This window comes from Nitratireductor luteus, from assembly GCF_026162365.1.
GTDB classification, from domain to species: domain Bacteria; phylum Pseudomonadota; class Alphaproteobacteria; order Rhizobiales; family Rhizobiaceae; genus Chelativorans; species Chelativorans luteus.
The window spans coordinates 439,427-463,396 of sequence record NZ_JAOANW010000001.1 but is presented as its reverse complement, the minus strand read 5'-3'; the positions used below and the strand labels follow the sequence as shown (position 1 = coordinate 463,396).

Genomic DNA, 23,970 nt, shown 5'->3' with positions numbered 1-23,970 from the left:
TACTTGAACCCCGTGGCGATAGAGACGAATTATGGCCTGCTCTTGTCCGCCGGGGGCACGAACGGAGCCGCCGCCTTAATTCCGACAAGGAGCATGCAGAGGCAGTTGCGGACTGGGAAATGCGGACAGTGGGCTTTGAATCCGCCGCGCCAGCGTGTAGCCCCTTCCATATGCGTGTTTTTTCGCTAAAACGCGGGCAGAACAAAAAGGCCGGCCAGACCCGGCACAATCTCACCGACGAGGCCAAATGTCCGACGACAGTTTCATTCGCGAAGTCAACGAAGAGCTTCGCCAGGATCAGTTCAAGGCGCTGTGGAAGCGCTTTGGCACGATTGCGATTGCCGTCGCCGCTCTGGTCATCGCCGGCACTGCGGCCTTTGTCGGCTATGAATATTGGACGACGTCGCGCGCCAATGAGTCCGGCGACGCCTTTGCGCGTGCGCTGACCCTCGTGGACGAGGGCAGCACGGCCGAGGCATTGGCCGCGCTCGAGACGCTGGAGACCGAAGGCTATGGCTCCTATCCGCTGCTTGCTCGCATGCGCTCGGCGACGATCCTTGCCGATGAGGGCAGGGCGGATGAGGCGGTGGCAAAGTTCGATGCCGTCGCCGCCGATGGTTCCGCCCCGCAGGCCCTGCGCGATATCGCCCGCCTGCGCGCCGCCTTCATCCTCGTCGATGCTGGCTCTTATGCCGATGTCGCCGCGCGCGTCGAGCCGCTGACGGCGGACGGCAACGCCATGCGTCACAGTGCGCGCGAGGCGCTGGGCCTGGCCGCATGGAAGGAAGGTGACCGCGAAAACGCGCTGGCGCTCTTCGGCCAGATCATCGATGATCCGCAGGCCCCCTCCGGCGTGAAGGATCGCGCGCAACTCATGTCCGAGCTCATCGCAGGCTCCGGCCCGGCGTCCAACTAGCCATGGCGTTCAAGATCGCTATCGTCGGACGGCCGAATGTCGGCAAGTCGACTTTGTTCAACCGGCTGGTCGGCCGTCGCATCGCGCTGGTCGACGATACGCCCGGCGTTACCCGCGATCGCCGGGTGCATGCCGGCCGGCTGCAGGATCTGAAATTCGACGTCATCGACACCGCCGGTTTCGAGGATGCCGCCGCCGCCACGCTGGAAGGCCGCATGCGCGCGCAGACCGAAAGCGCGATTGCCGAGGCCGACCTGGTTCTCTTCATGATCGACGGGCGCGCCGGGTTGATGGCCGACGATCACCGCTTTGCCGAAGTGGTGCGCCGCACCTCTAAGCCGGTCGTGCTGGTCGCCAACAAGACCGATGTGCGCAGCGCCGCAAACGGCGTTCTGGAAGCCTGGAACCTTGGGATAGGAGAGCCCATCGGCATTTCGGCCGAGCATGGCATCGGCATGCCCGATTTGCGTGACGCCATTGCCGCAGTCATGGAAGGGCAAGGAGCGGTCGAGGAAGAAGTCGCTGAAATCGAGTTCCAGCCCGAAGAGGCGATGCCCGGCGATGACATCGACCCGGACGCCGAAGACATCGGCTACGACCGCACCAAGCCCATTCGCGTGGCCGTGGTCGGCAGGCCGAACGCCGGCAAGTCGACCCTGATCAACACTCTGCTCGGCGAGGAGCGCATGTTGACCGGGCCCGAAGCCGGCATCACCCGCGATTCCATCTCGGTCGACTGGTCATGGCGCGGCCGCAAGATAAAGCTGTTCGACACTGCAGGCATGCGCCGTAAGGCGAAAGTCCAGGAAAAGCTGGAAAAGCTCTCGGTCGCCGACACGCTGCGCGCGATCCGTTTCGCCGAGGTGGTCATCGTCGTCTTCGATGCGACCATGCCTTTCGAAAAACAGGACCTGCAGATCGCCGACCTGATCATCCGGGAAGGCCGCGCGCCGATCATCGCCTTCAACAAATGGGATCTGATCGAAAACCGGCAGGAAACGCTGGCCGAACTGCGTGAGAAGACCGATCGCCTCCTGCCCCAGGTTCGCGGCCTGAAGGCCATGCCGGTTTCGGCGGAGACGGGCAAGGGACTCGACCGCATGCTGGACGCGGCCCTCGAAACCCACGAGATATGGAACCGCCGCATCTCGACCGGCCCCCTCAACCGCTGGCTGGAACGGGCCTCGGCCCAACACCCGCCGCCGGCCGTCGCCGGACGCCGGCTCAAGGTCAAATATGTCTCCCAGATAAAGACGCGCCCACCCGGCTTCGTCGTGTCCTGTTCACGCCCGGAAGCCATGCCGCAATCCTATATACGCTATCTGATCAACGGGCTGCGCGAAACCTTCGACATCGCCGGCGTACCTATCCGCCTCGCCCTGCGCGCCTCCGAGAACCCCTATGCGGGACGGGCCAAGAAAAAGAAGTAGCGTTTGGGATAACGCACCCTACCCCTTCTTGCGCTGCAAATGCTCGTCCAGCCGCGGCATGATCTCGACAAAGTTGCACGGCTTATGCCGGTAGTCGAACTGGTCCTTCAATATATGGTCCCAGGCGTCGCGGCACGCGCCGGGCGAACCCGGTAGCGCGAAGACATATTTGTGCTCTATCAGCCCGGCCGTCGCCCGCGACTGTATGGTGGACGTGCCGATCTTCTCGTAGGAAATGCGGTGGAAGACATGCGAAAACCCGTCCATCCGCTTTTCGAACAATGGTTCAAGCGCCTCAGGCGTCACATCGCGGCCCGTGAAGCCGGTTCCGCCGGTTACGATGACGGCGTCCACATTCGCGTCCGCGCACATGGATGCGACGGTCCGGCGGATGCGGTGGATGTCGTCGGGAACGATCTTGCGGTCGGTCAGTACATGGCCCGCCTGCTCGATCCGCTCGACCAGGGTCGCCCCGGATTTATCGTCCTCCATCGACCGGCTGTCTGAAACCGTGAGCACGGAGAACCGCACCGGAATGAAGTCGCGTTTGGTCTCAGGCATCGGCCATCGCCTCCTTTGATGCCAGTGTCACTGTGGCCCGCACGAACCATTCAGGATGCCGGGCTACAATCGCCTCGCCTGCTTGCCGGGCGGCCTCGATGTGGTCGAACAGGCCGAAACAGGTTGCGCCCGATCCCGACATCCGCGCGAGATGCGCACCATGCTTCTCTATCGCGTCGAGCACATCGTTGATCTGGGGCAGCAATTCGCGGGCAGGGCGTTCGAGATCGTTGCGGGAAGCTCTCAGCCAACGGGCAAGACCGCCAGGCGCATTCTGGAAGTCGAGTTCCGGCAATGGCTCGTTGTCGCGCCTGCCGAGCGCCGAGAACACCTGCGGCGTCGGCAAGGGGAGGTTGGGATTGACGAGCAGCATTGCCAGTCGCGGCAGCGTCTGAACGGGTTCCAGCACCTCTCCGATACCCCGCGCCAGGAGTGGTTGGCCAGCAAGGCACATGGGCACGTCGGCGCCGAGCGCCAGCGCGATCTCATTGAGTTCCTGCCGGTCGGGGTCGATCTTCCAGAACCGGCAGAGCAGATCCAGCGCGGCCGCTGCATTGGCCGACCCACCGCCGATACCCGCCGCCACCGGCAATTGCTTGTCCAGATGGAGTGCTACAGGCGTGCCGGTCACCGCACCAAAGCGCTCGCGCATCATATCGCGGGCCTTTACAACTAGATTTTCGCCGCTGATGGGCACACGGGCGGCCTGCGGGCCGGTAATCGACAGGCTGTCCTGCCGCGCGTCCTCGGCTTCGAGCAGATCGCCAAATTCGGTAAAGACGACAAGGCTTTCAAGGAGATGATAGCCGTCCGGGCGCCGGCCCGTGACGTGGAGCGCCAGATTAATCTTTGCCGGTGCATGGCACTGCATCTTGCTCTCGCAGACTAAGATTGCGGAATGGCGGCCGTCTCAATCCTTGGCGAGGCGGTATTCGCCGGTTTCGGGATCCTTGACGAGGGTGCCCATACTGCCCGCCTCCGCCTCCCGACGGACCCGGCGTGCCCGCTGCGTCACGCGCTCGGCCTCGCGCAACAGCGCCCTATAGCCGACATAGGCCGCCACGCCGACCGCGGCAAAGAAGATCAATTGCGGCATTGGTCACCTCCCTCGTAACGCATTTGCCATAATAGGCCTTCGAGGCCGTAACGGCAAAAGCGGGAATCGCTACAGCCCGAATCGCCGCCAGAGTGCTTGTTCCTCCGCCGCGCTCAACAGCCCCGCCGCCGCCGAGGCTGCCATCTCGCCAGCCTGGTCGGCGCCGAAAAGCGTCATCCTGCGGCCGAACAGGCTGCGTGGCTGGCTGATGAGCTTCAGCATCGTCTTCTCGCCGTAGCGCTGCTTCATGAAGGAGCGCATGTCGCCGATCCCGTCCACCAGCCCCAGCGCGCGCCCGCGTTCGCCGGCCCAGAATGCGCCGGTGAACAGCTCTTCGTTATCGGCCAGCTTGGCGCCGCGCCGTTCTTTCACCAGATTGATGAAGGTCTCGTGTATCTCGAGCTGCAACGCCTTGAGGCGCTCGATGTCTTCCTTTTTCTCCGGCTGGAAGGGGTCGAGGATAGCCTTGTTCTGACCCGCCGTATGGATGCGCCGCTCGACGCCGATCTTCTTGATCATCTCCTGGAAGCCGAAACCAGCCGAAACGACGCCGATCGAGCCCACGATGGAGGAAGGATCGGCAATGATCTCGTCGCCCGCCAACGCTATGAGATATCCGCCCGAGGCGGCCACGTCCTCGACGAAGACGATGACCCGCTTCTTCTTTTCCTCCGCAAGGTCGCGGATACGCTTGTAGATGAGCCGCGACTGCACCGGCGAGCCGCCCGGCGAATTGATCGAAATCGCAACCGCCGGCGACTTCTTGTAGGAGAATGCCTTCTCGAAGAGACTGGCGGTCGAAGCCAGCGAGAGGCTCTGCCGAAGTGGACTGCCTCCCGACATGATCGTCCCCTGCAGGCGGACCACGGGAATGATCGTGCTATCGGAACGCATCGATTTCGGCAGAAAGCGGGAAAGTGCGCTGCTCAATTGGGCTTCTCCAGAAATGGCCGGGCTGGACTCGTCGGTGTTGCATGTAGGCATTTCGGCGCGGGGCGCAATGGTATGTGCGCCGCCGCCGGACTAACTTCAGTCTCCAAACAGCGCCGCTTGCCCGTTGATGACCGCTTCTGCATGCGCGCAATAGCCCGGCGTGCCCCTATGCAGGATGAGTCCCGGCAGGATACGGAGCCCGCCACGCGACCCCTTGATGGCGCGAACGACGATGCGGATTGCCGCCTCGTCCTCGTGCGGATGGATGGGAAGCATCTCGATGCCGCCGAACCGCCCGCCAAGCGCTCCCAGTATTTCCTCCGTCGAGCCGGCACGCGCGATGATGGCAAGACCGGCCGATGGCCGCGCGATGGCGGCGGCGGTTTTGATCCACCGTTCGAACATCCCGTCTTCCATGACATGGGCTTCCCGCTTCAGCGCATGCGGCGTGGCCCGGTCGCGCGCGTCGTTGAAGGGCGGGTTCATGATGATGAAATCGTAAGAGCGGTCGGCAAGTCCCGCCGCGACGCGTGCCTTGCCCGCCAGCGCCACATCGGCCTCGATCACGCTTGTCCTGCCGGCGAACGCATTGTTCTCACGCAGTGCCGCGCTCCGCCGCGCATAATCGGCCATTTCGGCCGCGCGCTCGACAAGCGTCACCCGCGCGGCGGGGCAGCGCGAGGCGACGGCGAAACCTGCCGCACCGGCGCCCGCGCCGAGATCCGCCAGATCGCCTGAAAAGCCGTCCGGAACCGCCCCGGCAAGCAGCATGGCGTCGATGCCCGAGCGGTGGCCTCTGGCCGCCGGCTGGACGAGGTGGAAGCGCCCACGGTGGAACGCGTCGAGTGTCGCCGTATTCGTTTCGCTTTCCATAACTGCCCACAGGCCCTACCGGCCGATGCTCACCCCGGCGTCCGTCAGCAATCGGCGGGCGTCTTCGAGCGCGCCGTCCTCCACCAGCACCCGGCGGGGCAGCACGCCAATCGACCCTTCCATAATGCTCATGTTCTGGTCGGCGACGAGAAAGCCGATGCCCGCATCGCGCAGCAGGCTCTCGACGAAGGAGATCGTAACGGGATCATTGGTGCGCAGGATTTCTTGCATCGACATCCACCTGATTGCTGGTGGCAGACGTTGGCAGCTTGCGCGCGCCTTGTAAATCTTTGCTGGTTGTCCTATCGCCCATCCGCGCCAATTCGCCGCTTGCAGGACCTGTCTGCGCGGCCATAAGGTTCCGAAGGCTCGGGACGAGGATAAAGAGGAGACGATGGTGGGCGTCGTAGTAAATCTCGAAGGCGGTAAACACGGCGCCGGATCCATCGAGCCGCTCGTTGCTCTCACGCGCGACGACATGGCGCGCGTCAACGAACTGATCCTGGCCAAGGCCGGTTCCGATGTCGAACTGATCCCCGAACTTGCCCAGCACCTCATCTCCTCCGGCGGCAAGCGCCTGCGGCCCATGGTGACCCTCGCGGCCGCCCAGATGTTCGGCTATGAAGGCGAAGGCCATGTGAAGCTCGCCATGGCGGTAGAATTCATGCACACGGCCACCCTCTTGCACGACGACGTTGTGGACGAGAGCGACCTGCGGCGGGGCCGCAAGACGGCGCGCATGATCTGGGGCAACCAGGCCAGCGTGCTGGTGGGCGACTACCTGCTCGGCCAGGCGTTCCGCGTGATGGTCGATGTCGGCTCGCTTGAAGCGCTCGATATCCTTTCCGCCGCCGCCTCGGTGATCGCCGAGGGCGAGGTGATGCAGCTCGGTGTGGCGAAGAACCTCGAAACCACCGAGGATGAATATCTGGCGGTCATCAAGGCCAAGACGGCCGCGCTGTTTTCCGCTGCAGCCGAGGTTGGGCCGGTTATCGCTGAGGCCAGCCGCAACGACCGATCGGCGCTGCGCTCCTTCGGCACCAATCTTGGTCTCGCCTTCCAACTGGTGGACGATGCGCTGGATTATGGCGGCAAGAGCAGCGATCTCGGCAAGAATGTCGGCGACGATTTCCGCGAGGGAAAGGTCACGCTTCCCGTCATCCTGGCTTACCGCCGCGGTTCGGACGACGAGCGGGCGTTCTGGAAGCGATCGATCGAGGAGAACGAATGCGATGACGCGGCGCTGCAAAAGGCGCTGGGGCTGATGAACAAGCACGGCGCCATCGGCGATACGATCAGCCGCGCCCGCCATTTCGGCGAGATCGCCCGCGACGCCCTGGCACCCTTGAAGAACACGCCGCAGAAGGCGGCGCTTTTCGACGTCATCGATTTTTGCATCAGCCGCGTGACGTGAACCTTCTGGAAATCGACCATACGCATTGAAGCCTTTCCGCAAAAAGGCCATTCTCTGGCGATATGTCCGAACGGGTTTGGGCCACACGGGTCTGGGCTGGATGGTTTGGCAATGGCGGCCGGGAGGCTGGCCGCCGACGGAAGGAAGATGATGCGGCAATTCAAGGCTACTCTTACGACCACCGCCGCCCTGGCGGTGCTCTTGGCCCTGACCTCGGGCAATGTTCAGGCGAAAGAGAGCGGCGGCTCCGAGGCCGTTCCCACATATTCCTTCTCCGGCGCATTTCTGGCCGGCCGCGCGGCCGAGGCCGACAATGATTTCGGCAGCGCCATCTCGTATTACAAGCGCGCCATCGCCTTCGATCCGGACAATGTGCCGTTGCAAAGCAGCCTGTTGCAGGCGCTGCTGGCCGAAGGGCGCATCGACGAAGCCATCCCCTATGCCGAAAAGCTGAAAAGCGTCCCCGAGGTAGAGCGCTTCTCGCGCTTGGTCCTGGCCGTGGATGCCTTTCGCAATGCCGATTACAAGGCGGCGGAAAACTGGCTGGAACTGGTTCTGGAGAGTGATATCGACGCGCTCATCACCGGCATCATGACGTGCTGGGCCGAGATCGGCCAGGGCGACCTGGACGCCGCGCTCGCCAATCTCGACGGCATGGACGGTCCCGACTGGTATCCGCTGTTCACCACCTATCAGCGGGCCTTGATGCTGGCGCAGGGGCAGCGCCACGACGAGGCCGTCGCGGCTTTCGACAAGGTGCTGAACGAGATCGCCCCGCGGTCCGTTGCTCCCTATACGATGGGCCGCATCGCTGAGGTCTATGCCTCCTATTTGTCGGCGCGCGGCGAAAACGACAAGGCGCTCGAGGTCCTGGACAAGGCGGAGGCCGGCGGCGGCGGCATCGCCATGATCACGGTCCTGCGTGAAAAGATCACGGCGGGCGAGACGCTGGAGCCGCTGATTCGCTCGCCAAGCGATGGCGCAGCCGAAATCCTGCTCAATCTGGCCACAGAACTGACGAATGCCGGCGGCGATGCCATCGTCCGGCTTTACCTCCAGCTCGCGCTCGCGATGCGGCCGCAGGGTGATGCCATCCTCGTCCAGCTTGCCCATGTGGCGGAGCGGCTGGAGGAGTCGGACAAGGCGATCTCCTTCTACGAGCAGATCGACGGCGGTTCGTCCTGGGCCCGCTTTGCATCCTTCCAGATCGGCCTCAACCTCGCCGACATGGACCGCCAGGAAGAGGCGATCAGCCACTTGAGCGAGGTCCTGGAAGCCGATCCTTCCGACATGCGCGCCTATCTTGCGCTTGGCAGCGTCTATGCCAGCCAGAAGGACTATGCCTCCGCCGCGGCGCTCTACGACCGGGCGGTGGAGCAGATCGGCCAGCCGGAGCCGCATCATTGGAACATCTTCTACCAGCGCGGCATCGCCTATGAACGGCTGAAGGAATGGGAGAAGGCGGAGCCCAATTTCAAGAAGGCGCTCGAGCTCTCGCCCGATCACCCGCAGGTGCTGAACTATCTCGGCTATTCCTGGGTCGACATGAACATCAACCTGGAGGAAGGGCTGGATCTCATCCGCCGTGCAGTCCAGTTGCGGCCGAGCGACGGTTACGTGGTCGATTCGCTCGGCTGGGCCTATTACCGGCTGGGGCGCTATGAGGAAGCGGTGGAGGAACTGGAGCGCGCCGTCTCGCTGCGCCCCGATGACGCCATCCTCAACGACCATCTGGGCGATGCCTATTGGCGCGTCGACCGCAAGCTCGAGGCGCGTTATCAGTGGTCGCACGTCCTCGACATGGAGGCCGAGGACGATGTGAAGGCCGAGGTGCGGCGCAAGCTGGAAGAGGGCCTGCCGGAACTTCCCGCGAAAAAGTTCGCCGACGCCGCTGGAACCGCCCGCAACGTCGCGACCGACGGACCGGTCGAAGCCGAGAAGCTGAAAGCGCCCGCCGAAGCCGAGAAGCCCGAAGCATCGGCCGAACCCGCGCTCTACACTGTCAAGCCCGGCCAGACCCTCTGGTCTATTGCCGCCGAAGAGCTTGGTGACGGCGAGCGTTTCCGCGAAATCCTGAAGCTCAACCCCGTGCTGGGCGGCAATCCCGACCGCATCGAGGTCGGCCAGGAGATCAAGCTGCCCGCTGACGGCGAGTAGAGCCAGGGACGGGTAGAGAAAGGCATCCGCCTCTCCGCGCATCCTTGACGCCCGACCGGGCGGCGAATAGGACGTTGCCACCCACCGCATCGGCCGCCGGAGACGTGACGTGAACGCCATGACACTGCCCAACACGCACCCGACCCGCTCCTTTCAGGGGCTGATCCTGGCGCTGCACAACTACTGGGCGGAAAAGGGCTGCGTGATCCTGCAGCCTTACGACATGGAAGTGGGCGCGGGAACCTTCCATCCCGCCACCACCCTGCGGTCGCTGGGCCCGAAACCGTGGAACGCAGCCTATGTCCAGCCCTCCCGCCGCCCCAAGGACGGCCGCTACGGCGAAAACCCCAACCGCCTGCAGCACTATTACCAGTATCAGGTGATCCTCAAGCCCAACCCGTCGAACCTGCAGGAGCTCTATCTGGGGTCGCTGCAGGCCATCGGCCTCGATATGGCGACCCACGACGTGCGCTTTGTCGAGGACGATTGGGAAAGCCCCACGCTCGGCGCCTGGGGGCTCGGTTGGGAGTGCTGGTGCGACGGCATGGAGGTCTCGCAGTTCACCTATTTCCAGCAGGTCTGCGGCATCGAATGCGCCCCTGTCTCCGGCGAACTCACCTATGGGCTGGAGCGGCTGGCCATGTATGTGCAGGGCGTCGACAATGTCTACGACCTGAACTTCAACGGTCTGGAAGGCGACGCCAAGGTTACCTATGGCGACGTGTTCCTGCAGGCCGAGCAGGAATATTCGCGCTTCAATTTCGAATATGCCGACACCGACATCCTGTTCCAGCACTTCAAGGATGCCGAAGCCGAGTGCCGCGCGCTCCTGAACGCCGGTGCCCCCGACGAGGCAGGTCGCCTGCACAAATGCGTGCTGCCCGCCTACGACCAGTGCATCAAGGCCAGCCACGTCTTCAACCTCCTGGACGCCCGCGGCGTCATTTCCGTCACCGAGCGCCAGAGCTACATCCTCAAGGTGCGGGACCTGGCCAAGGCCTGCGGCGAGGCGTTCTTGTTGACGGAAGCCGGCGGCGCCACCTTCGAAGCGGCCTGAGCGCCCACACGGCTTTCCCGCGCGCGGAGCATGCCAAGGTCGTCATGGACTCCGAGGAAGTTGCGGATGCGTTTTGGGGAGCGCGAGGTGTTCAGCGTTCGTCATCCCGGAAGCCCGTCAGGGCTATCCGGGACCCATTGGAAGAACATCGCAGAGCCCGGCCCGGTCCTCGCCCCGGCGCACCTCAGCACCACCCGCGCCCTTTCCTGAACCCGGCCCCGCAAACTCAATAGGTCCCGGCTCTCCCTCCGGTCGGCCGGGATGACGAGGGTGGCGCCAATTCGACCATTCCGGAAACGTGGAACGCTACCATGGACCGATGAGCGACCACCGCACCGAGCGACGCTCCATGGGCATTGCCGGCAGTTGCGCCGCCAACACCGAAACCGGCCGGTCCATCGTCTGCAACGCCCGCCGTATGCCGGCCTGTTCTTCACCGATCGCCGGTATCGCCTGCACGGCGAGGCAGGCGCTGAGCGCACATATGTGCAAAAGGGTCGATACCGTTGTCATAGCCGCTTTCCGGACAAGAATTGCCTATCTGAAGCGTTTGTCGCTTCAGCGCGCCTTTCGGTTCATTGGAGATTTCGCTTCAAGGACGGCCGCATTCCAGGCACGCCGACAAAGGCGGCAAAATTATCGCGGTGCGGAGAATGCAGCTCTCGGCTATGGGAAAGGGTGACAGCGATGGGCTGAGTTGCTATTGCCCGCGCCGGACCCCCATGTGAGAACGATCCATGCCCGACCTTCTTCTCGAACTTCGCTCCGAAGAGATTCCCGCCCGCATGCAGCGCAAGGCGGCGGGCGATCTGAAGAAGCTCGTCACCGATGCGCTGGTGGACGCCGGGCTCACCTATGAAGGCGCGCAGGAATACTGGACGCCGCGCCGGCTGACGCTCGATCTTCGCGGCCTGACGGCCCGCTCCAAGGATGTGCGCGAGGAGCGCAAGGGCCCGCGCACCGATGCGCCGGAAAAGGCCGTCGAAGGCTTTCTGCGCGGCGCCGGCCTTTCCTCGGTGGACGAGGCCGAAATCCGCACCGACCCGAAGAAGGGTGATTTCTACGTCGCCGTGATCGAGAAAAAGGGCAGGGCGGCGGAGGAGATCATCGCCGAGATCATGCCGTCGATCATCCGCGATTTCCCATGGCCGAAATCCATGCGCTGGGGCGCGGCCTCGCGCAAGCCGGGCAGCCTGCGCTGGGTGCGTCCCCTGCAATCCATCCTCTGCACCTTCGGGCCGGAGACGGAGGAGCCGGTGGTGGTCGATTTCGAGGTCGACGGCATCCGCTCCTCGAACGTCACCTACGGCCACCGCTTCCACGCGCCCGAGGCCATCAAGGTGCGCCGCTTCGAGGATTACGCCGAGAAGCTGGACGCGGCCAAGGTGGTGCTCGACGCCGAGCGCCGCAAGCGCATGATCCTGGACGATGCCCGCAACCTGGCCTTCGCCAACGGGCTGGAACTGGTCGAGGACGAGGGGCTGCTCGAAGAGGTCTCCGGCCTCGTCGAATGGCCGGTTGTCCTCATGGGCACCTTCGAGGAGGAATATCTGGAAATCCCGCCGGAAGTGATCCGGCTCACCATCCGCGCCAACCAGAAATGCTTCGTCTGCCGCCCGCAGGGCGAACCGGACAAACTCTCCAACCGCTTCGTCATCACCGCCAATATCGAGGCGAAGGACGGCGGCAAGGAAATCGCCCACGGCAACGGCAAGGTCGTGCGCGCCCGGCTTTCCGACGCGCTCTACTTCTGGAAGACCGACCAGGCCGACCTGCCCGACCTCGACAAGCTCGCGGCATCGGCCGAAAAATTCGGCCTGGATCTCAAAAAGCCGCTGGACCAGCGCATGGCGCGGCTCGACCACCTCGGCGTCACCTTCCACGCCAAGCTCGGCACGCAGGGCGAGCGCGTGGAGCGCATCCGCGGGCTGGCGCGCGAGTTGGCGCTGATCTTCGGCGCCGACCCGGACCTTGCCGAGCGCGCCGCCGTCCTGGCGAAAGCGGATCTCCAGACGGAAGTCGTCGGCGAATTCCCCGAACTCCAGGGCGCCATCGGCCGCAAATATGCCGACCTGCAAGGCGAACACCCCGCCGTCGCCGCCGCCATCGAGGAGCACTACAAGCCGCTCGGGCCAACGGACGTGGTTCCGGTCGATCCTGTGTCGGTGGCCGTAGCATTGGTCGATAAACTCGACATGCTTGTAGGTTTCTGGGCCATCGACGAGAAACCGACGGGCAGCAAGGATCCGTATGCGCTGAGACGGGCAGCGCTGGGGGTAATCCGGATTGTTGTGGAGAATGGAGTTCGGCTTGGATTAGCTAGTAGCATCATCAAGCGTGACTCTTTGGCGTTGCTCATCTTCTTAAAGGGCCGTGAGTTTAGGGACGTCGGAGAGAATGCTTTTGCGCCCGACATTCGTGTACTGCTTAGCGTTGAGGAGCTGAAGACGTTAGCCTACCGCATGGTAGATGCTGATAATTCAGCTACAGAGCAGTCGCTGTTGGAGCAGAATGATAAGTCGCTTTCTGACCTCCTCTCCTTCTTCCACGACCGCCTAAAGGTCTACCTCCGCGACAAGGGCGCGCGCTACGATCTCATTGACGCGGTGCTGGCCAGCGATGCGTACCAAGCGTCCGACCGGACGCCGGGCGACGTTTCGCCCGCCCCCGCGGAGGCGTCTGCGAAGCAGACTGCCGCGAGCGCAAACAATGACGACCTCCTCCTCATCGTCCGCCGCGTGGAAGCCCTGTCGGAGCTCCTCGCCACCCCCGACGGCGAAAACCTCCTTGCCGGCACCAAGCGCGCCGCCAACATTCTCGCCGCCGAGGAAAAGAAGGGCACCCGCATCGCCGACGCGGTCGACCCCGCGCTGCTGACCGAGGCTTCCGAAAAGGCGCTCTTTACCGCCGTGGACGCCGCCGAGAAGAAAGCCGCCGAAGCGATTCAAAATCAGGACTTTTCCGCCGCAATGAAAGCGCTTGCCGCACTGCGCGAGCCCGTTGATTCATTCTTCGAGCATGTGCTCGTAAACGACGAGAATGATTCAATTCGTGCCAACCGCCTCGCACTCCTCGCCCGCATCCGCCGGGCAACCGGCCAGGTCGCCGATTTCTCGAAAATCGCCGGATAACAACGCCACGCTTCCGGGACGACGCACACCCAATCCCGTAATCCCGTATAGCGCTGGCGCTTTCGGAGTGACGAAGTTTGGCGTCCAACTCCGTCATCCCGGCCGACCGCAGGGAGAGCCGGGACCTATTGGTCGCGCATCGTAAAGCGCGGCCCGGTTCTCGCCCTGGCGCATGTCAGCACCGCCCGCACCTTCCCCTGAACCCGGCCGCGCCTCTCAATGGGTCCCGGCTCTCCCTGCGGTCAGCCGGGATGACGAACTGCTGCGGATCTTGCATTCTCCAAGACGCATCAACGAATCGTCAGAGCCGATAACGGAGCTTGGCGCCCACCCCATCACCCAAACCGCCCCTCATATCACCCTCCGCGCCTCCAGAATGACACCTTCACCCACCATCGCTCCCGCGTTAACGGCTGATCAAGGTTAATCGATTACCGTCAAATTCGGTTGGTTTTTGCGTAATGCGTTGTGTGAGGGTCGGGTGTTTGGTTCGGGTGTAATGCGGGCTCGGAAACGGGCGGGTCGCGAAACCTCTCTTCTTTCTCCCATCTGTCTGGGACTGGCGATCTGGATCGGCTTTCCGACCGCCGCCGCCTATCAGGACATGGCGAGCATGATTTCGGGGCAGGACGGCAAGGCCCGCTGGATGGCGGTGGTCGAGCGTTCGGTCGCCGGCTCCGTGCACCAGGCGGAAATGCCTTTCGCCGATGAGACCCTACGCAGCGAGCAGCTTTCCGGCGCGGGGATGAATGCGCCGGGCATCGGCGAGGTGGCACTGCGCACCAAGGCCAGCGCGGTCGAAACGCCGGATGAAGAGCGCATCAACCGCGCTGGAAAGCAGGGCCGCATCGTCCATGTCGCCCCGGTCGCCCCGCCGAAATTCTTCAACGCCGGTTCCGTGCTGGAGCGCACGGGCGCGCTGCTTTCGCCCAAGGCGGGGCCGGAGAATCGGATGGCCTTCACAAAGCCCGACATCAAGGGCAGAGAAGTGCAGATTGCCCAGGCATTTCACATCAAGCACGACAGGCCCGCCACCGCCGGCATGCCCAGCATGATCGCCGAACTGGTGAACAACGACGAGGCCGACATCCTCGCCACAGCCTACGCGCCGCCCGAGCCCGACTACGCCAAGGCGTCGCCCTTCGCCAGCATTCTCAAGGAAGAAAAGGCCGGCCGCTTCATTCCGCCGGTCGCCGAAAGCGATCACCCGTGGGCGCGCCGGCCTTTGCCGGCGTCCGTGTTTTCGGATCGCGAGCAGCAATGCCTGGCGGCCGGCATCTATTTCGAAGCGCGCGGCGAAGTGGTGAAGGGGCAGGCTGCCGTCGCGCAGGTGATCCTCAACCGGGTGCGCAATCCCACCTATCCCAATACGATCTGCGGCGTTGTCTACCAGAACAAGGAATGGCGCAACCGCTGCCAGTTCTCCTTCGCCTGCGACGGCATTCGCGAGCGCGTGCAAAGCCCCGGCCATTACAAAACCGCCGAGGAAGTGGCCATGGCCGTCACCGCCGGAAAGATATGGCTGGAGGAGGTCGGTTCCTCTACCCACTATCACGCCACCTATGTGCGGCCGCGCTGGGCGTCCGCCATGGAGCGCATGAACAAGATCGGCCAACACATCTTTTACCGCACCTATGGCGGCGGCTGGAACTGAGCGGATTCCGGCTCACAGGCCCCGATTCTCCACAGCTGCGGCAACCGATCCTGGATGGCGCATTGTCGCACCGCGGTAAATAGCTGTTTTTCCATATAAAAATGCCCTGTAGGCAGAGGCGTTACGCGGCTTGACTGGCGCGGGGCCGGTCACTATGTTGCGCGCGACTTTGAAGCGGATAGCCGCTTGCCGATAACCGGACGGAGGTTGCGGTGGCCAATCGGGAAAAGCCGGACGATCTGGACAGACGGCGGCGAGATCTCGAGACCGCGCTGGCAGCCAGAAGGCCGGCCGGATCGGAGGGGGATAAGGCCGCCGGGACCGGCAGCATGGGCGGGTATGGGAATGCTCTCAAGCTTTCCAGCGAGTTCATTGCGGGCATCCTGGTCGGTGCGGGGTTAGGCTGGTTCATCGACAGGGTGGCCGGCACGTCTCCGTGGGGTTTGATTATTTTCCTGCTCCTCGGTTTCGGGGCAGGGGTTCTTAATGTCCTGCGTTCTGCAGGGAAAGTTGCCGAATTCGGGGCGCGGACGCCAGATAAAGGCCGTTCCGACCGAGAGGCGAAGTAGGCGGCAGTGGGCCGCGATTTGAAAGCGAGGGGATCCCAGTGGCAACCGATCCGATCCACCAGTTCCAGATCTCGAAACTGATCCCCATCGAGATCGGCGGACTTGATTTCTCCTTTACCAACTCGTCCGCTTTCATGCTGGCGACGGTGCTTGGCGCAGGCGCCTTTCTCTTCCTGACCACGTCGAGCCGGGGCCTCGTGCCGGGCCGCCTTCAGTCCATCTCCGAGATGGCCTATGAGTTCATCGCCTCGATGCTGCGCGATGCGGCCGGCTCGCAGGGCATGCGGTTTTTCCCGCTCGTCTTCTCGCTCTTCATGTTCGTGCTGGTCGCCAATCTTTTCGGCATGGTGCCGTATTTCTTCACCGTCACCAGCCACATCATCGTCACCTTCGCGCTGGCGATACTGGTGATCGGCACCGTCCTCGTCTACGGCTTCTGGAAGCACGGGCTTAAATTCCTCAACCTGTTCGTGCCGGAGGGCGTTCCCGCCGCCCTGGTGCCGCTGGTGGTGCTGATCGAGGTCGTGTCCTTCCTGTCCCGTCCCGTCAGCCTGTCCGTGCGCCTGTTCGCCAACATGCTGGCCGGGCACATCACGCTCAAGGTTTTCGCCGGTTTCGTTACCTCGCTCAGCGCCTTCGGCGCGGTCGGCGTCGCCGGCGCCGTGCTGCCGCTCGCTATGACGGTGGCGCTTACCGGTCTTGAATTTCTGGTGGCCTTCCTGCAGGCCTACGTCTTTGCGGTCCTCACCTGCATGTATCTCAACGACGCTCTGCACCCCAGTCACTAGTGGAATAGGTCACCAATGGAATCGGCGGGCTGAACCCGCTGCAATACGCAATCTGAAAAGCTACGATCCACAAGGAGTTGTAAGATGGAAGTAGAAGCAGCAAAGGCAATCGGTGCGGGCATCGCCTGCCTCGGCATGGGCGGCGCCGGCATCGGCCTCGGTCACATTTTCGGCAACTACCTGGCGGGCGCGCTGCGCAACCCGTCGGCTGCCGATGGCCAGTTCGGCCGTCTCATTTTTGGCTTCGCCGTGACCGAAGCGCTGGGCATCTTCTCGCTGCTCGTCGCACTGCTCCTCCTCTTCACCTAAGCGGCGGGCTCTCCCGCTTGTTCCGGTCGCGCTAGGCGCGGCCGGAAGGTTTTAGAGCAATTCCGAAAAGTGGGAACCGGTTTTCCGTCCGGAATTGCGTAAAATCGAGCAGTCGGATCATTTCACCATTTCCGCGAAATGATCTAGGAGCGGGTTCGGTTCCGGCCGAAGCCGCCGCAAGACAGAGATAGTGAACGAGGCACATGATTGCGGCAGCGCTCATGTGCCAGGCAACGCCCAAGGGGAAAGCCATGTTCGTGGCGCCTGCATATGCCCAAACGCCGGCAACCGACGCCGAGACGCACACCGAGACGGGTGTGGCGGATCATGGCGCCGGCGAGCCTGCGTTTCCGCCGTTTGAAACGGAGAGCTACCCGTCCCAGCTTCTGTGGCTGGCGATCACTTTCGGGCTGTTCTACCTGTTCCTGAAAAAGGTCGCTCTGCCGCGCATCGGCAGCATTCTCGAGGTGCGCCGCGACCGTATCGCGCAGGATCTCGATCAGGCGGCCCGCATGAAGGAAGAGGCCGACGAGGCCGTCGCCGCCTATGAGCAGGAACTGGCCGATGCCCGCAAGAAGGCAGGCGCCATCGCTCAGGAAGCGCGCGACAACGCCAAGGCGGAAGCCGAGGCCGAGCGCCGTGAGGTCGAGCGGTCCCTGGACGCCAAGCTGGGCGAGGCGGAAGCCCGCATCACAGAGATCAAGAGCGCCGCGCTGAAGGATGTTGGAACGATCGCCGAGGAAACGGCCGGCACCATTGTGCAGGAGCTGATCGGCGGGACCGTCGACAAGAAGAGCCTGACGGCAGCCGTCAAGGCTGTCGGGCAGTAGGAGAGAGCCATGGACGCGACATTCTGGGCACTCATATCGCTCATCATCTTTCTGGCCATCCTGGCCTATCTCAAAGTGCCGGGCATGATCGGCAAGTCGCTGGACGACCGCGCCCATCGCATCAAGAACGAGCTGGAGGAGGCGCGCAAGCTGCGCGAGGACGCCCAGCAGCTCCTGGCCGAATATCAGCGTAAGCGGCAGGAAGCAGAGCAGGAGGCGAAGGATCTCGTCGCCGCCGCCAAGCGCGAGTCCAAGCAGATCGTGGCCGAGGCCAAGCAGAAGACCGAGGAATATGTTGCCCGCCGCACGGAACTGGCCGAGCAGAAAATCGCCCAGGCCGAGCGCGACGCGGTCAGCGAAGTGCGTGCGCTCGCGGTCGATGTGGCCGTGGCCGCCGCCAGCCGTATCCTGGCCGACAAGGTCGACGCCAAGACGGGCGGCGATCTGTTCAAGTCCTCTGTGACCGAGGTCAAATCCAAGCTGAACTGAGTTGGTGCCTGCACCCGTTTTGGCCGGAAATCAGTATCGGAAACGCCGTCGGCACTGCCGGCGGCGTTTTTCTTGTAGCTTCTGAATTTTGTCGGCTTTCCACTACGCCGGAACGTCCGCCGTGCAGGCTCCCTCATCTCGTACACGCAGTGGGGCAAAGCTCATTCGGTGCAGGCGCAGCCAGGGGCCATGCTCGGCGATGGCGGTTCGGTGGCGTTGGGTGGCATAGCCGACATGGCTTTCGAACCCATAATGCGGTCTCACCCCGCCGGTGCGGACCATCATGCGGTCACGGGTGATCTTGGCGACGATCGAGGCTGCGGCAACGGATTGTGATCGCTGGTCGCCCTTGACGATTGCGCGGCAGGGGCAGCACAGGCCCGGTGGAATGTCGCGCCCATCGGCGAATGCGTAGCGGGGCGTCACGCAAAGACCGTGTAGTGCACGGCGCATCGCTTCGAGGCTGGCCTTGCGAATATCCGAAGCGTCGATGGAGGCAGCGGAGACCGAGGCCACGGAAACGGCGATGGCCGCCTCGAAGATGGCCCGCGCCAGGGCTTCCCTTGTTTCCGTCGACAGCCGCTTGGAATCGTCGAGGCCATCTGGAATGCGCTCGGGATCGAGAATGACAGCCGCCGCGACCACCGGCCCCGCCAGCGGGCCTCGGCCAACCTCATCAAGACCCGCGACGGGCGCATGCCCGTCGCGCATGATCCCCGCTTCGAGCGTGAAGTCGGGACGCACGGGCAGGTCGAAGAGGAGCGGAGAATCGGATTGCGATGAAGCCATTGTGCGGCAATGCTCGCATCGCATCCGATTCTCCGCAAGCCTTTCCCGGTGGCAGGGGCGGCGAAAACCGGGAAGGCGCCGTCGGCCCCGGGGCAGGGCGTGCGACGGAAGTTCTGCGGGGGCCTCGGGAGCCCCGTCACAGGAGCACGAGCTGCTCCCCTGCGCCGGCGGGCGCCGTGAAAAGGTCGGTCCGCAGGCTCAGCTTCTCACGGTTGAGACCGATGCGCCTTGCGGCAATCTCGAAGCGGCGGCCGATCTGCCAGGCATAGGGACCGGTGCCCTTCATCCGCTTACCCCATTCGGCATCATAATCCTTGCCGCCGCGCATGGAGCGTATCAGCGACATGACATGCCGGTAGCGGTCGGGATAATGGCGCAGCAGCCAATCCTTGAAGATCGGGCTGACCTCGAGCGGCAGGCGCAGGATGATGTAGCCTGCCTCGCGTGCCCCAGCCGCATGGGCCGATTCTAGGATACGTTCGATCTCGCTATCGGTCATGCCGGGAATGACCGGGCCGATCATGACGGAAGTGGGGATGCCGGCGTCGCTCAGCTTGCGGATTGCCTCCAGCCGTAGCGGCGGCGTCGCCGCCCTTGGCTCCATCGTCCTGGCAAGCTGCCGGTCCAGCGTGGTCACCGACAGCGCGACCTTGGCAAGGCCCTGCTCGGCCATCCGCCCCAATATGTCGATGTCGCGCGTCACAAGGGCCGACTTGGTGACGATGCCGACGGGATGCCTGTGGGCCTCCAGCACTTCGAGCACTTCGCGCATGATCCGCCACTTCCGCTCGACCGGCTGATAGGGATCGGTATTGGTGCCGATGGCGATCGTGCGCGGCTGATAGCCGGGCTTGGAGAGCTCTTTTTCCAGAAGCCGCGCCGCATCCGGCTTGGCGAAAAGCCGCGATTCGAAATCCAGGCCCGCCGAGAGCCCCATATAGCTGTGGGTCGGCCGCGCGAAGCAGTAGACGCAGCCATGCTCGCAGCCGCGGTACGGATTTATCGACCGGTCGAAGGAAATGTCCGGCGACGAATTCTTGGTGATGATCGTGCGGGGCTTTTCCACCTGCACTTCGGTCTTGAAGGGCGGCAGGTCCTCCAGCGTCTCCCACCCGTCGTCGAAGACATGCCGGGTCAGCGGCTCAAAACGTCCAGTCGGGTTGACCCCCGCCGCGCGTCCCCGGCGCCTGGTATCGGCAACACGAACGCCCGCTTCCTCGATTATCGCGTTGGCCATCGAAACGCCTCCGCCTTTGGAGGCTGCAATGTCCGCTCGGGTAATCTGTTCCATCGTGGTTGCCTCCGCAGCCTGCGCCAGCCGTGCTTGCGATTCGCTTCATGAATCTATTCCTATCCGCAGAACTGGAACAAATCAAGAACAATCTGGCAACCACGGAACAACGACCGCGACGGGTGGAGGCGAGATCTGTTGGAGCGAAACTAGCCGAACGCCAGAACGGCAAGCGCCACGGCAACATAGGCGGCGACGCCCGAAAGCGGACCGAGCCGGCGCAGCAGAGCGGGCGGCGGCGAGCCCGGCGTCGCCCTCTGCATGGCGACGAAGCCGAAGATGCCGACGCCCAGGATGAAAGCGGCGACCATCAGCTTGAGAACGAAAATGGGACCCAGAAGCGCACCGCCATAGGCCGAAAGCCACATCCACAGTCCGGTGACCCAAAGAAGCAGAATGCCGATGAAGCCGGCCATCCCGAAACGTCCGCGAAGCGCTACGAGCGCTGGCGGCGGCGGCCCGTCCAGCCGTCTGGCCTGCATCGCCAGGAACATACTTCCCATACCGCCGCCGGCCCCCAGCATGAGACCGAAGAGGTGCAGCATCTTCATGAGTATCAGCACGGTTTCCCCCAAGACAGGTTCGTTCGCCGGAAGGTGCGCCCGTTTGAACGACGAATCAACGCCTATTCGGGTTCGGCAAAGCTGGTGGGAGGCGTCGCGGGCATGTGTGGTGAAGGCTGGGGCGGCATATCGCCGCCTCTGCCGGCGGGTCTGCCGCCGGATGCGCCAGGCGGCGGTGTTGCCGGCGCGCCTGCCTGCGCCCGCAGATAGGGCGCCCCGCTGATCCCGCCGCGGATGACCAGAGCCTGCCGGCCGCGCGGCAGCTTGGCGCTTTGCCTCTGGTCTGCGGTTCTTTCAACGGCCTCCGCCGGCACGCCATAGGCGATGATCGAGGGGCTGATGGCCGCCGCCTTTTCGACAGTCTTTTCCGGCGAGGCCTGGTCATGATGCGCGACCGCCGGTTCGGCGCTTCCCAGCACGATCATCGACGGGCTGACGGTGGTTTTCGGCGCTTCGAGCACGACAAAGGACGACGCGCGAGCGGAGCCCAAGGCCATAGGCACGAGTAAAGCGATCGACCACAAGATGCGCATCGGATTCTGCCTTGACCCTTCCATGCATGGCGCGAACGTTCCCGGCGGCAGTCGACGGGACTCGCCGTGACGGTAACATTGCAGGCCTTAACAAAACGGTGACGCAGCGCCGGCGGTGTGCCGGGCCTTGTGATCGTCGGCCTTGCGCGATACGCAGCACAATAGCTGCAGGAGTGAAAAGAGTTGGCCAGGATCGTTGCCGAAGAGGATGCATTGGAAGAGGCGTGCCGGCGCCTGGCAGTGGGCGAACCCGTCGCCATCCCGACCGAGACGGTCTATGGCCTGGCGGCCGACGCCACCGATGGCACGGCGGTGGCACGCATTTTCGAGATCAAGGAGCGGCCGCGCTTCAACCCGCTGATCGCCCATGTGGCTGACATGGCAATGGCTCGCTCCATCGCCGTCTTTACGCCGCTGGCTTCGAAACTGGCGGGGGCATTCTGGCCAGGGCCGCTCACGCTGGTGCTCCCGATGCGCGAAAATTCAGGCATTCATCCGCTGGTGACTGCCGGCCTCGACACGGTCGCGTTGCGCAATCCGCTAGGCTTCGGCGCCATGGTCATCGCCCGTCTCGGCCGCCCGCTGGCCGCCCCCAGCGCCAATACGTCGGGCCGTATAAGCGGCACCAGCGCCGGCGCGGTCAACGCCGACCTTGGGGACCGTATCGGAATGATCGTCGATGGCGGCCCTACGCGCGTCGGGTTGGAATCCACCATCGTCAAGGTCGAGGGCGACCGGCTTCTCCTGCTGCGCCCGGGTGGTATCCCGGCCGAGGAAATAGAGGCCGTGGCCGGCGTGAGGCTGGAGCGCGGCGCAACCGACGTGCAGGCGCCCGGCATGCTGGCTTCCCACTATGCGCCGGATGCGCCGGTCCGGCTCAACGCGGATAAGGTGCGTCCGGGCGAAGCCCTGCTCGCTTTCGGCCCGCGCCGCATCGGCAATGCCGATGCAGCCGTCAAGGTGCTTAACCTTTCGCAGCGCAGCGACCTGAAGGAGGCAGCGGTCAATCTGTTTGCCCACCTCCTGGCGCTGGACGCCGTGGGTGCAATGGCCATCGCGGTCGAGCCCATTCCGGTCGCGGGTCTCGGCGAAGCCATCAACGATCGCCTGGCGCGCGCCGCCGCTCCGCGTGAAAACAGCGGGGAGACAGGAGCATGAACGAAGCGATGGAACTGGATGCCGGGCTGATCGACCGCTTTGCCGAAATCGTCGGCGACAAACACGCTCTGCGGCTGCCGCAGGACATCGCTCCCCATCTGGTGGAGCCGCGCGGCCTGTTTGCCGGGCGTACCGCTCTGGTTCTGCAGCCGGGTTCCACCGAAGAGGTGAGCCGCATCCTCGCCCTGGCGACACAAACCGGCACGCCCATTGTACCCCAGGGCGGCAATACCGGCCTCGTCGGCGGTCAGATGCCGGACCAGGGCGGCGGCGAGATCGTCGTTTCGCTGTCCCGCCTCAACACGATACGCGAGATCGACCTGGAAACGAATACGGCGACGGTGGAGGCCGGCGTCATCCTGCAGACCCTGCAGGAAGCGGCGGCGGCCAACGACCGGCTGTTCCCGCTCTCGCTTGCCTCCCAGGGCTCCTGCCAGATCGGCGGAAACCTTTCGGCCAATGCCGGCGGCATCGGCGCCCTGGCCTATGGCGTGGCGCGCGACCTTTGCCTGGGCGTCCAGGTGGTTCTGCCCACGGGCGAAGTGCTCGACGATCTGCGCAAGCTGAAGAAGGACAATACCGGCTACGACCTCAAAGACCTTTTCATAGGCGCTGAAGGCACGCTGGGCATCATCACGGCAGCCGTGGTGAAGCTCTTTCCCAAGCCGAAGGGCCGGGAACTGGCCTGGGCCGGGGTCGCCTCGCCCAAGGCCGCGCTCGATTTTCTTGGTATGGCCGCAGGCATGGCCGGCGGTGCGCTGACGGCGTTCGAGCTCATGTCGGCAACGCCGCTCGACTTCGTGCTGGCGCATGTGCCCGGCGTCAGGCCGCCGCTCGAGGCGGCCCATCCCTGGCACGTCCTGCTGGAGGTCTCGTCCGGCCGCTCCGCCGACGACGCAAATGTGCTGATGGAAGAGATCCTGGCCGCCGCTTTCGAGGAGGGCACGGTCGCCGACGCGGTGATCGCCCAGAGCCAGCAGCAGGCGGAGGCGTTGCGTCACCTGCGCGAGGCGATGTCGGAAGCACAGAAGCCGGAAGGCGGCTCGATCAAGCATGATATCGCCGTCCCCGTCGCCGCCATCCCCGAATTCATCGCCCGGGCCGATGCCGCCGCCGCGCAAGTGGTCAAGGGCTGCCGTCCGGCCTGCTTCGGCCATATGGGCGACGGCAATCTCCACTACAATGTTTCTCAGCCCGTCGGCATGGACAAGGCCGCCTATCTGGAACACTACCGCGCCATGAACAACGCCGTGCATGCCATCGTGCGCGACCTCGGCGGCTCGTTCTCGGCCGAGCACGGCATAGGACGGTTGAAACGCGACGAACTCATCGCAACACAGCCGCCCGTCGCGACCGATCTCATGCGGCGGGTGAAAAAGGCGTTCGACCCCGCCGGCATCATGAATCCCGGCAAGGTCATCTGAAAGGC

General features: G+C 64.0%; 25 protein-coding genes. 14 read left to right on the top strand and 11 right to left on the bottom strand.

Annotated elements, in window-relative coordinates; all coding sequences use genetic code 11:
- Positions 1-247: 247 nt before the first annotated feature.
- Together N1058_RS02335 and der are read left to right on the top strand one after the other, a co-directional pair.
- Positions 248-916: a tetratricopeptide repeat protein gene (locus tag N1058_RS02335; protein ID WP_265515856.1), complete on the top strand. Its 669-nt coding sequence runs from the start codon at positions 248-250 to the stop codon at positions 914-916.
- Positions 917-918: 2 nt separating this feature from the next.
- Positions 919-2,346, top strand: a complete 1,428-nt coding sequence (gene der / locus N1058_RS02330) for a ribosome biogenesis GTPase Der (protein WP_265515855.1) — start codon at positions 919-921, stop codon at positions 2,344-2,346.
- An 18-nt stretch (positions 2,347-2,364) separates the two neighbouring features.
- Here der and moaB read toward each other — a convergent pair whose 3' ends face one another.
- The 6 genes from moaB to N1058_RS02300 form a co-directional block, all read right to left on the bottom strand.
- Entirely contained in the window at positions 2,365-2,907 is a 543-nt protein-coding gene (gene moaB, locus N1058_RS02325; protein WP_265515854.1) for a molybdenum cofactor biosynthesis protein B, read from the bottom strand.
- Positions 2,900-3,778, bottom strand: coding sequence for a 4-(cytidine 5'-diphospho)-2-C-methyl-D-erythritol kinase (locus N1058_RS02320; RefSeq protein ID WP_265515853.1), 879 nt, complete (start codon positions 3,776-3,778; stop codon positions 2,900-2,902). Before N1058_RS02320 ends, moaB begins: the two co-directional genes overlap by 8 nt.
- Before the next feature lie 39 nt (positions 3,779-3,817).
- Positions 3,818-4,003 carry a hypothetical protein gene (locus N1058_RS02315; RefSeq protein WP_265515852.1) on the bottom strand — a complete coding sequence of 62 codons (186 nt, stop codon included), beginning with the start codon at positions 4,001-4,003 and terminating at the stop codon, positions 3,818-3,820.
- Between the two features lie 69 nt (positions 4,004-4,072).
- The gene (locus N1058_RS02310) at positions 4,073-4,897 is read right to left on the bottom strand and encodes a S49 family peptidase (RefSeq protein WP_420847930.1); all 825 of its coding nucleotides are present in this window, start codon (positions 4,895-4,897) and stop codon (positions 4,073-4,075) included.
- Between the two features lie 135 nt (positions 4,898-5,032).
- Positions 5,033-5,809 carry a tRNA1(Val) (adenine(37)-N6)-methyltransferase gene (locus N1058_RS02305; protein WP_265515850.1) on the bottom strand — a complete coding sequence of 259 codons (777 nt, stop codon included), beginning with the start codon at positions 5,807-5,809 and terminating at the stop codon, positions 5,033-5,035.
- Between the two features lie 15 nt (positions 5,810-5,824).
- Positions 5,825-6,040, bottom strand: a complete 216-nt coding sequence (locus tag N1058_RS02300; protein ID WP_265515849.1) for a putative signal transducing protein — start codon at positions 6,038-6,040, stop codon at positions 5,825-5,827.
- A 166-nt stretch (positions 6,041-6,206) separates the two neighbouring features.
- On the opposite strand from N1058_RS02300, the gene N1058_RS02295 reads away from it, so the two are divergent.
- The 3 genes from N1058_RS02295 (at position 6,207) to N1058_RS02285 (ending at position 10,437) form a co-directional block, all read left to right on the top strand.
- A complete protein-coding gene (locus N1058_RS02295) occupies positions 6,207-7,223 on the top strand; it encodes a polyprenyl synthetase family protein (RefSeq protein WP_265515848.1) in 1,017 nt (338 codons plus the stop codon).
- 111 nt (positions 7,224-7,334) lie between these two features.
- Positions 7,335-9,380, top strand: a complete 2,046-nt coding sequence (locus N1058_RS02290) for a tetratricopeptide repeat protein (RefSeq protein ID WP_265515847.1) — start codon at positions 7,335-7,337, stop codon at positions 9,378-9,380.
- A gap of 118 nt (positions 9,381-9,498) precedes the next feature.
- The gene (locus N1058_RS02285; protein WP_265515919.1) at positions 9,499-10,437 is read left to right on the top strand and encodes a glycine--tRNA ligase subunit alpha; all 939 of its coding nucleotides are present in this window, start codon (positions 9,499-9,501) and stop codon (positions 10,435-10,437) included.
- A gap of 306 nt (positions 10,438-10,743) precedes the next feature.
- On the opposite strand, the gene N1058_RS02280 is transcribed toward N1058_RS02285, so the two are convergent.
- A complete protein-coding gene (locus tag N1058_RS02280; protein WP_265515846.1) occupies positions 10,744-10,950 on the bottom strand; it encodes a hypothetical protein in 207 nt (68 codons plus the stop codon).
- Between the two features lie 224 nt (positions 10,951-11,174).
- Between N1058_RS02280 and glyS the strand changes: the two genes are divergently transcribed.
- The 7 genes from glyS to N1058_RS02245 all read left to right on the top strand — a co-directional run bounded on the left by glyS (position 11,175) and on the right by N1058_RS02245 (position 18,207).
- The gene (gene glyS / locus N1058_RS02275) at positions 11,175-13,568 is read left to right on the top strand and encodes a glycine--tRNA ligase subunit beta (protein ID WP_265515845.1); all 2,394 of its coding nucleotides are present in this window, start codon (positions 11,175-11,177) and stop codon (positions 13,566-13,568) included.
- Positions 13,569-14,067: 499 nt separating this feature from the next.
- A complete protein-coding gene (locus N1058_RS02270) occupies positions 14,068-15,222 on the top strand; it encodes a cell wall hydrolase (protein WP_265515844.1) in 1,155 nt (384 codons plus the stop codon).
- 212 nt (positions 15,223-15,434) lie between these two features.
- Positions 15,435-15,791, top strand: coding sequence for an AtpZ/AtpI family protein (locus N1058_RS02265; RefSeq protein ID WP_265515843.1), 357 nt, complete (start codon positions 15,435-15,437; stop codon positions 15,789-15,791).
- Positions 15,792-15,829: 38 nt separating this feature from the next.
- Positions 15,830-16,579, top strand: a complete 750-nt coding sequence (locus N1058_RS02260) for a F0F1 ATP synthase subunit A (protein ID WP_265515842.1) — start codon at positions 15,830-15,832, stop codon at positions 16,577-16,579.
- A gap of 84 nt (positions 16,580-16,663) precedes the next feature.
- A complete protein-coding gene (locus N1058_RS02255; protein WP_008595464.1) occupies positions 16,664-16,888 on the top strand; it encodes a F0F1 ATP synthase subunit C in 225 nt (74 codons plus the stop codon).
- A gap of 251 nt (positions 16,889-17,139) precedes the next feature.
- Positions 17,140-17,718: a F0F1 ATP synthase subunit B gene (locus tag N1058_RS02250; protein ID WP_265515841.1), complete on the top strand. Its 579-nt coding sequence runs from the start codon at positions 17,140-17,142 to the stop codon at positions 17,716-17,718.
- Between the two features lie 9 nt (positions 17,719-17,727).
- The gene (locus tag N1058_RS02245; protein WP_265515840.1) at positions 17,728-18,207 is read left to right on the top strand and encodes a F0F1 ATP synthase subunit B; all 480 of its coding nucleotides are present in this window, start codon (positions 17,728-17,730) and stop codon (positions 18,205-18,207) included.
- A 102-nt stretch (positions 18,208-18,309) separates the two neighbouring features.
- Here the strand turns inward: N1058_RS02245 and N1058_RS02240 are convergent, their stop codons facing one another.
- The 4 genes from N1058_RS02240 to N1058_RS02225 all read right to left on the bottom strand — a co-directional run bounded on the left by N1058_RS02240 (position 18,310) and on the right by N1058_RS02225 (position 21,383).
- Positions 18,310-18,996 (bottom strand): ribonuclease HII, encoded by a 687-nt coding sequence (locus N1058_RS02240; RefSeq protein WP_265515839.1) that lies wholly within the window; start codon positions 18,994-18,996, stop codon positions 18,310-18,312.
- 136 nt (positions 18,997-19,132) lie between these two features.
- Complete coding sequence (locus N1058_RS02235; protein ID WP_265515838.1) at positions 19,133-20,287, bottom strand: PA0069 family radical SAM protein; 1,155 nt, start codon at positions 20,285-20,287, stop codon at positions 19,133-19,135.
- A 149-nt stretch (positions 20,288-20,436) separates the two neighbouring features.
- A complete protein-coding gene (locus N1058_RS02230; protein ID WP_265515837.1) occupies positions 20,437-20,850 on the bottom strand; it encodes a hypothetical protein in 414 nt (137 codons plus the stop codon).
- A 62-nt stretch (positions 20,851-20,912) separates the two neighbouring features.
- Positions 20,913-21,383, bottom strand: a complete 471-nt coding sequence (locus N1058_RS02225) for a hypothetical protein (protein WP_265515836.1) — start codon at positions 21,381-21,383, stop codon at positions 20,913-20,915.
- Between the two features lie 183 nt (positions 21,384-21,566).
- Between N1058_RS02225 and N1058_RS02220 the strand changes: the two genes are divergently transcribed.
- Both N1058_RS02220 and N1058_RS02215 read left to right on the top strand, forming a co-directional pair.
- A complete protein-coding gene (locus N1058_RS02220) occupies positions 21,567-22,541 on the top strand; it encodes an L-threonylcarbamoyladenylate synthase (RefSeq protein WP_265515835.1) in 975 nt (324 codons plus the stop codon).
- Positions 22,538-23,965, top strand: a complete 1,428-nt coding sequence (locus N1058_RS02215; protein ID WP_265515834.1) for an FAD-binding oxidoreductase — start codon at positions 22,538-22,540, stop codon at positions 23,963-23,965. Before N1058_RS02220 ends, N1058_RS02215 begins: the two co-directional genes overlap by 4 nt.
- Positions 23,966-23,970: the final 5 nt, after the last annotated feature.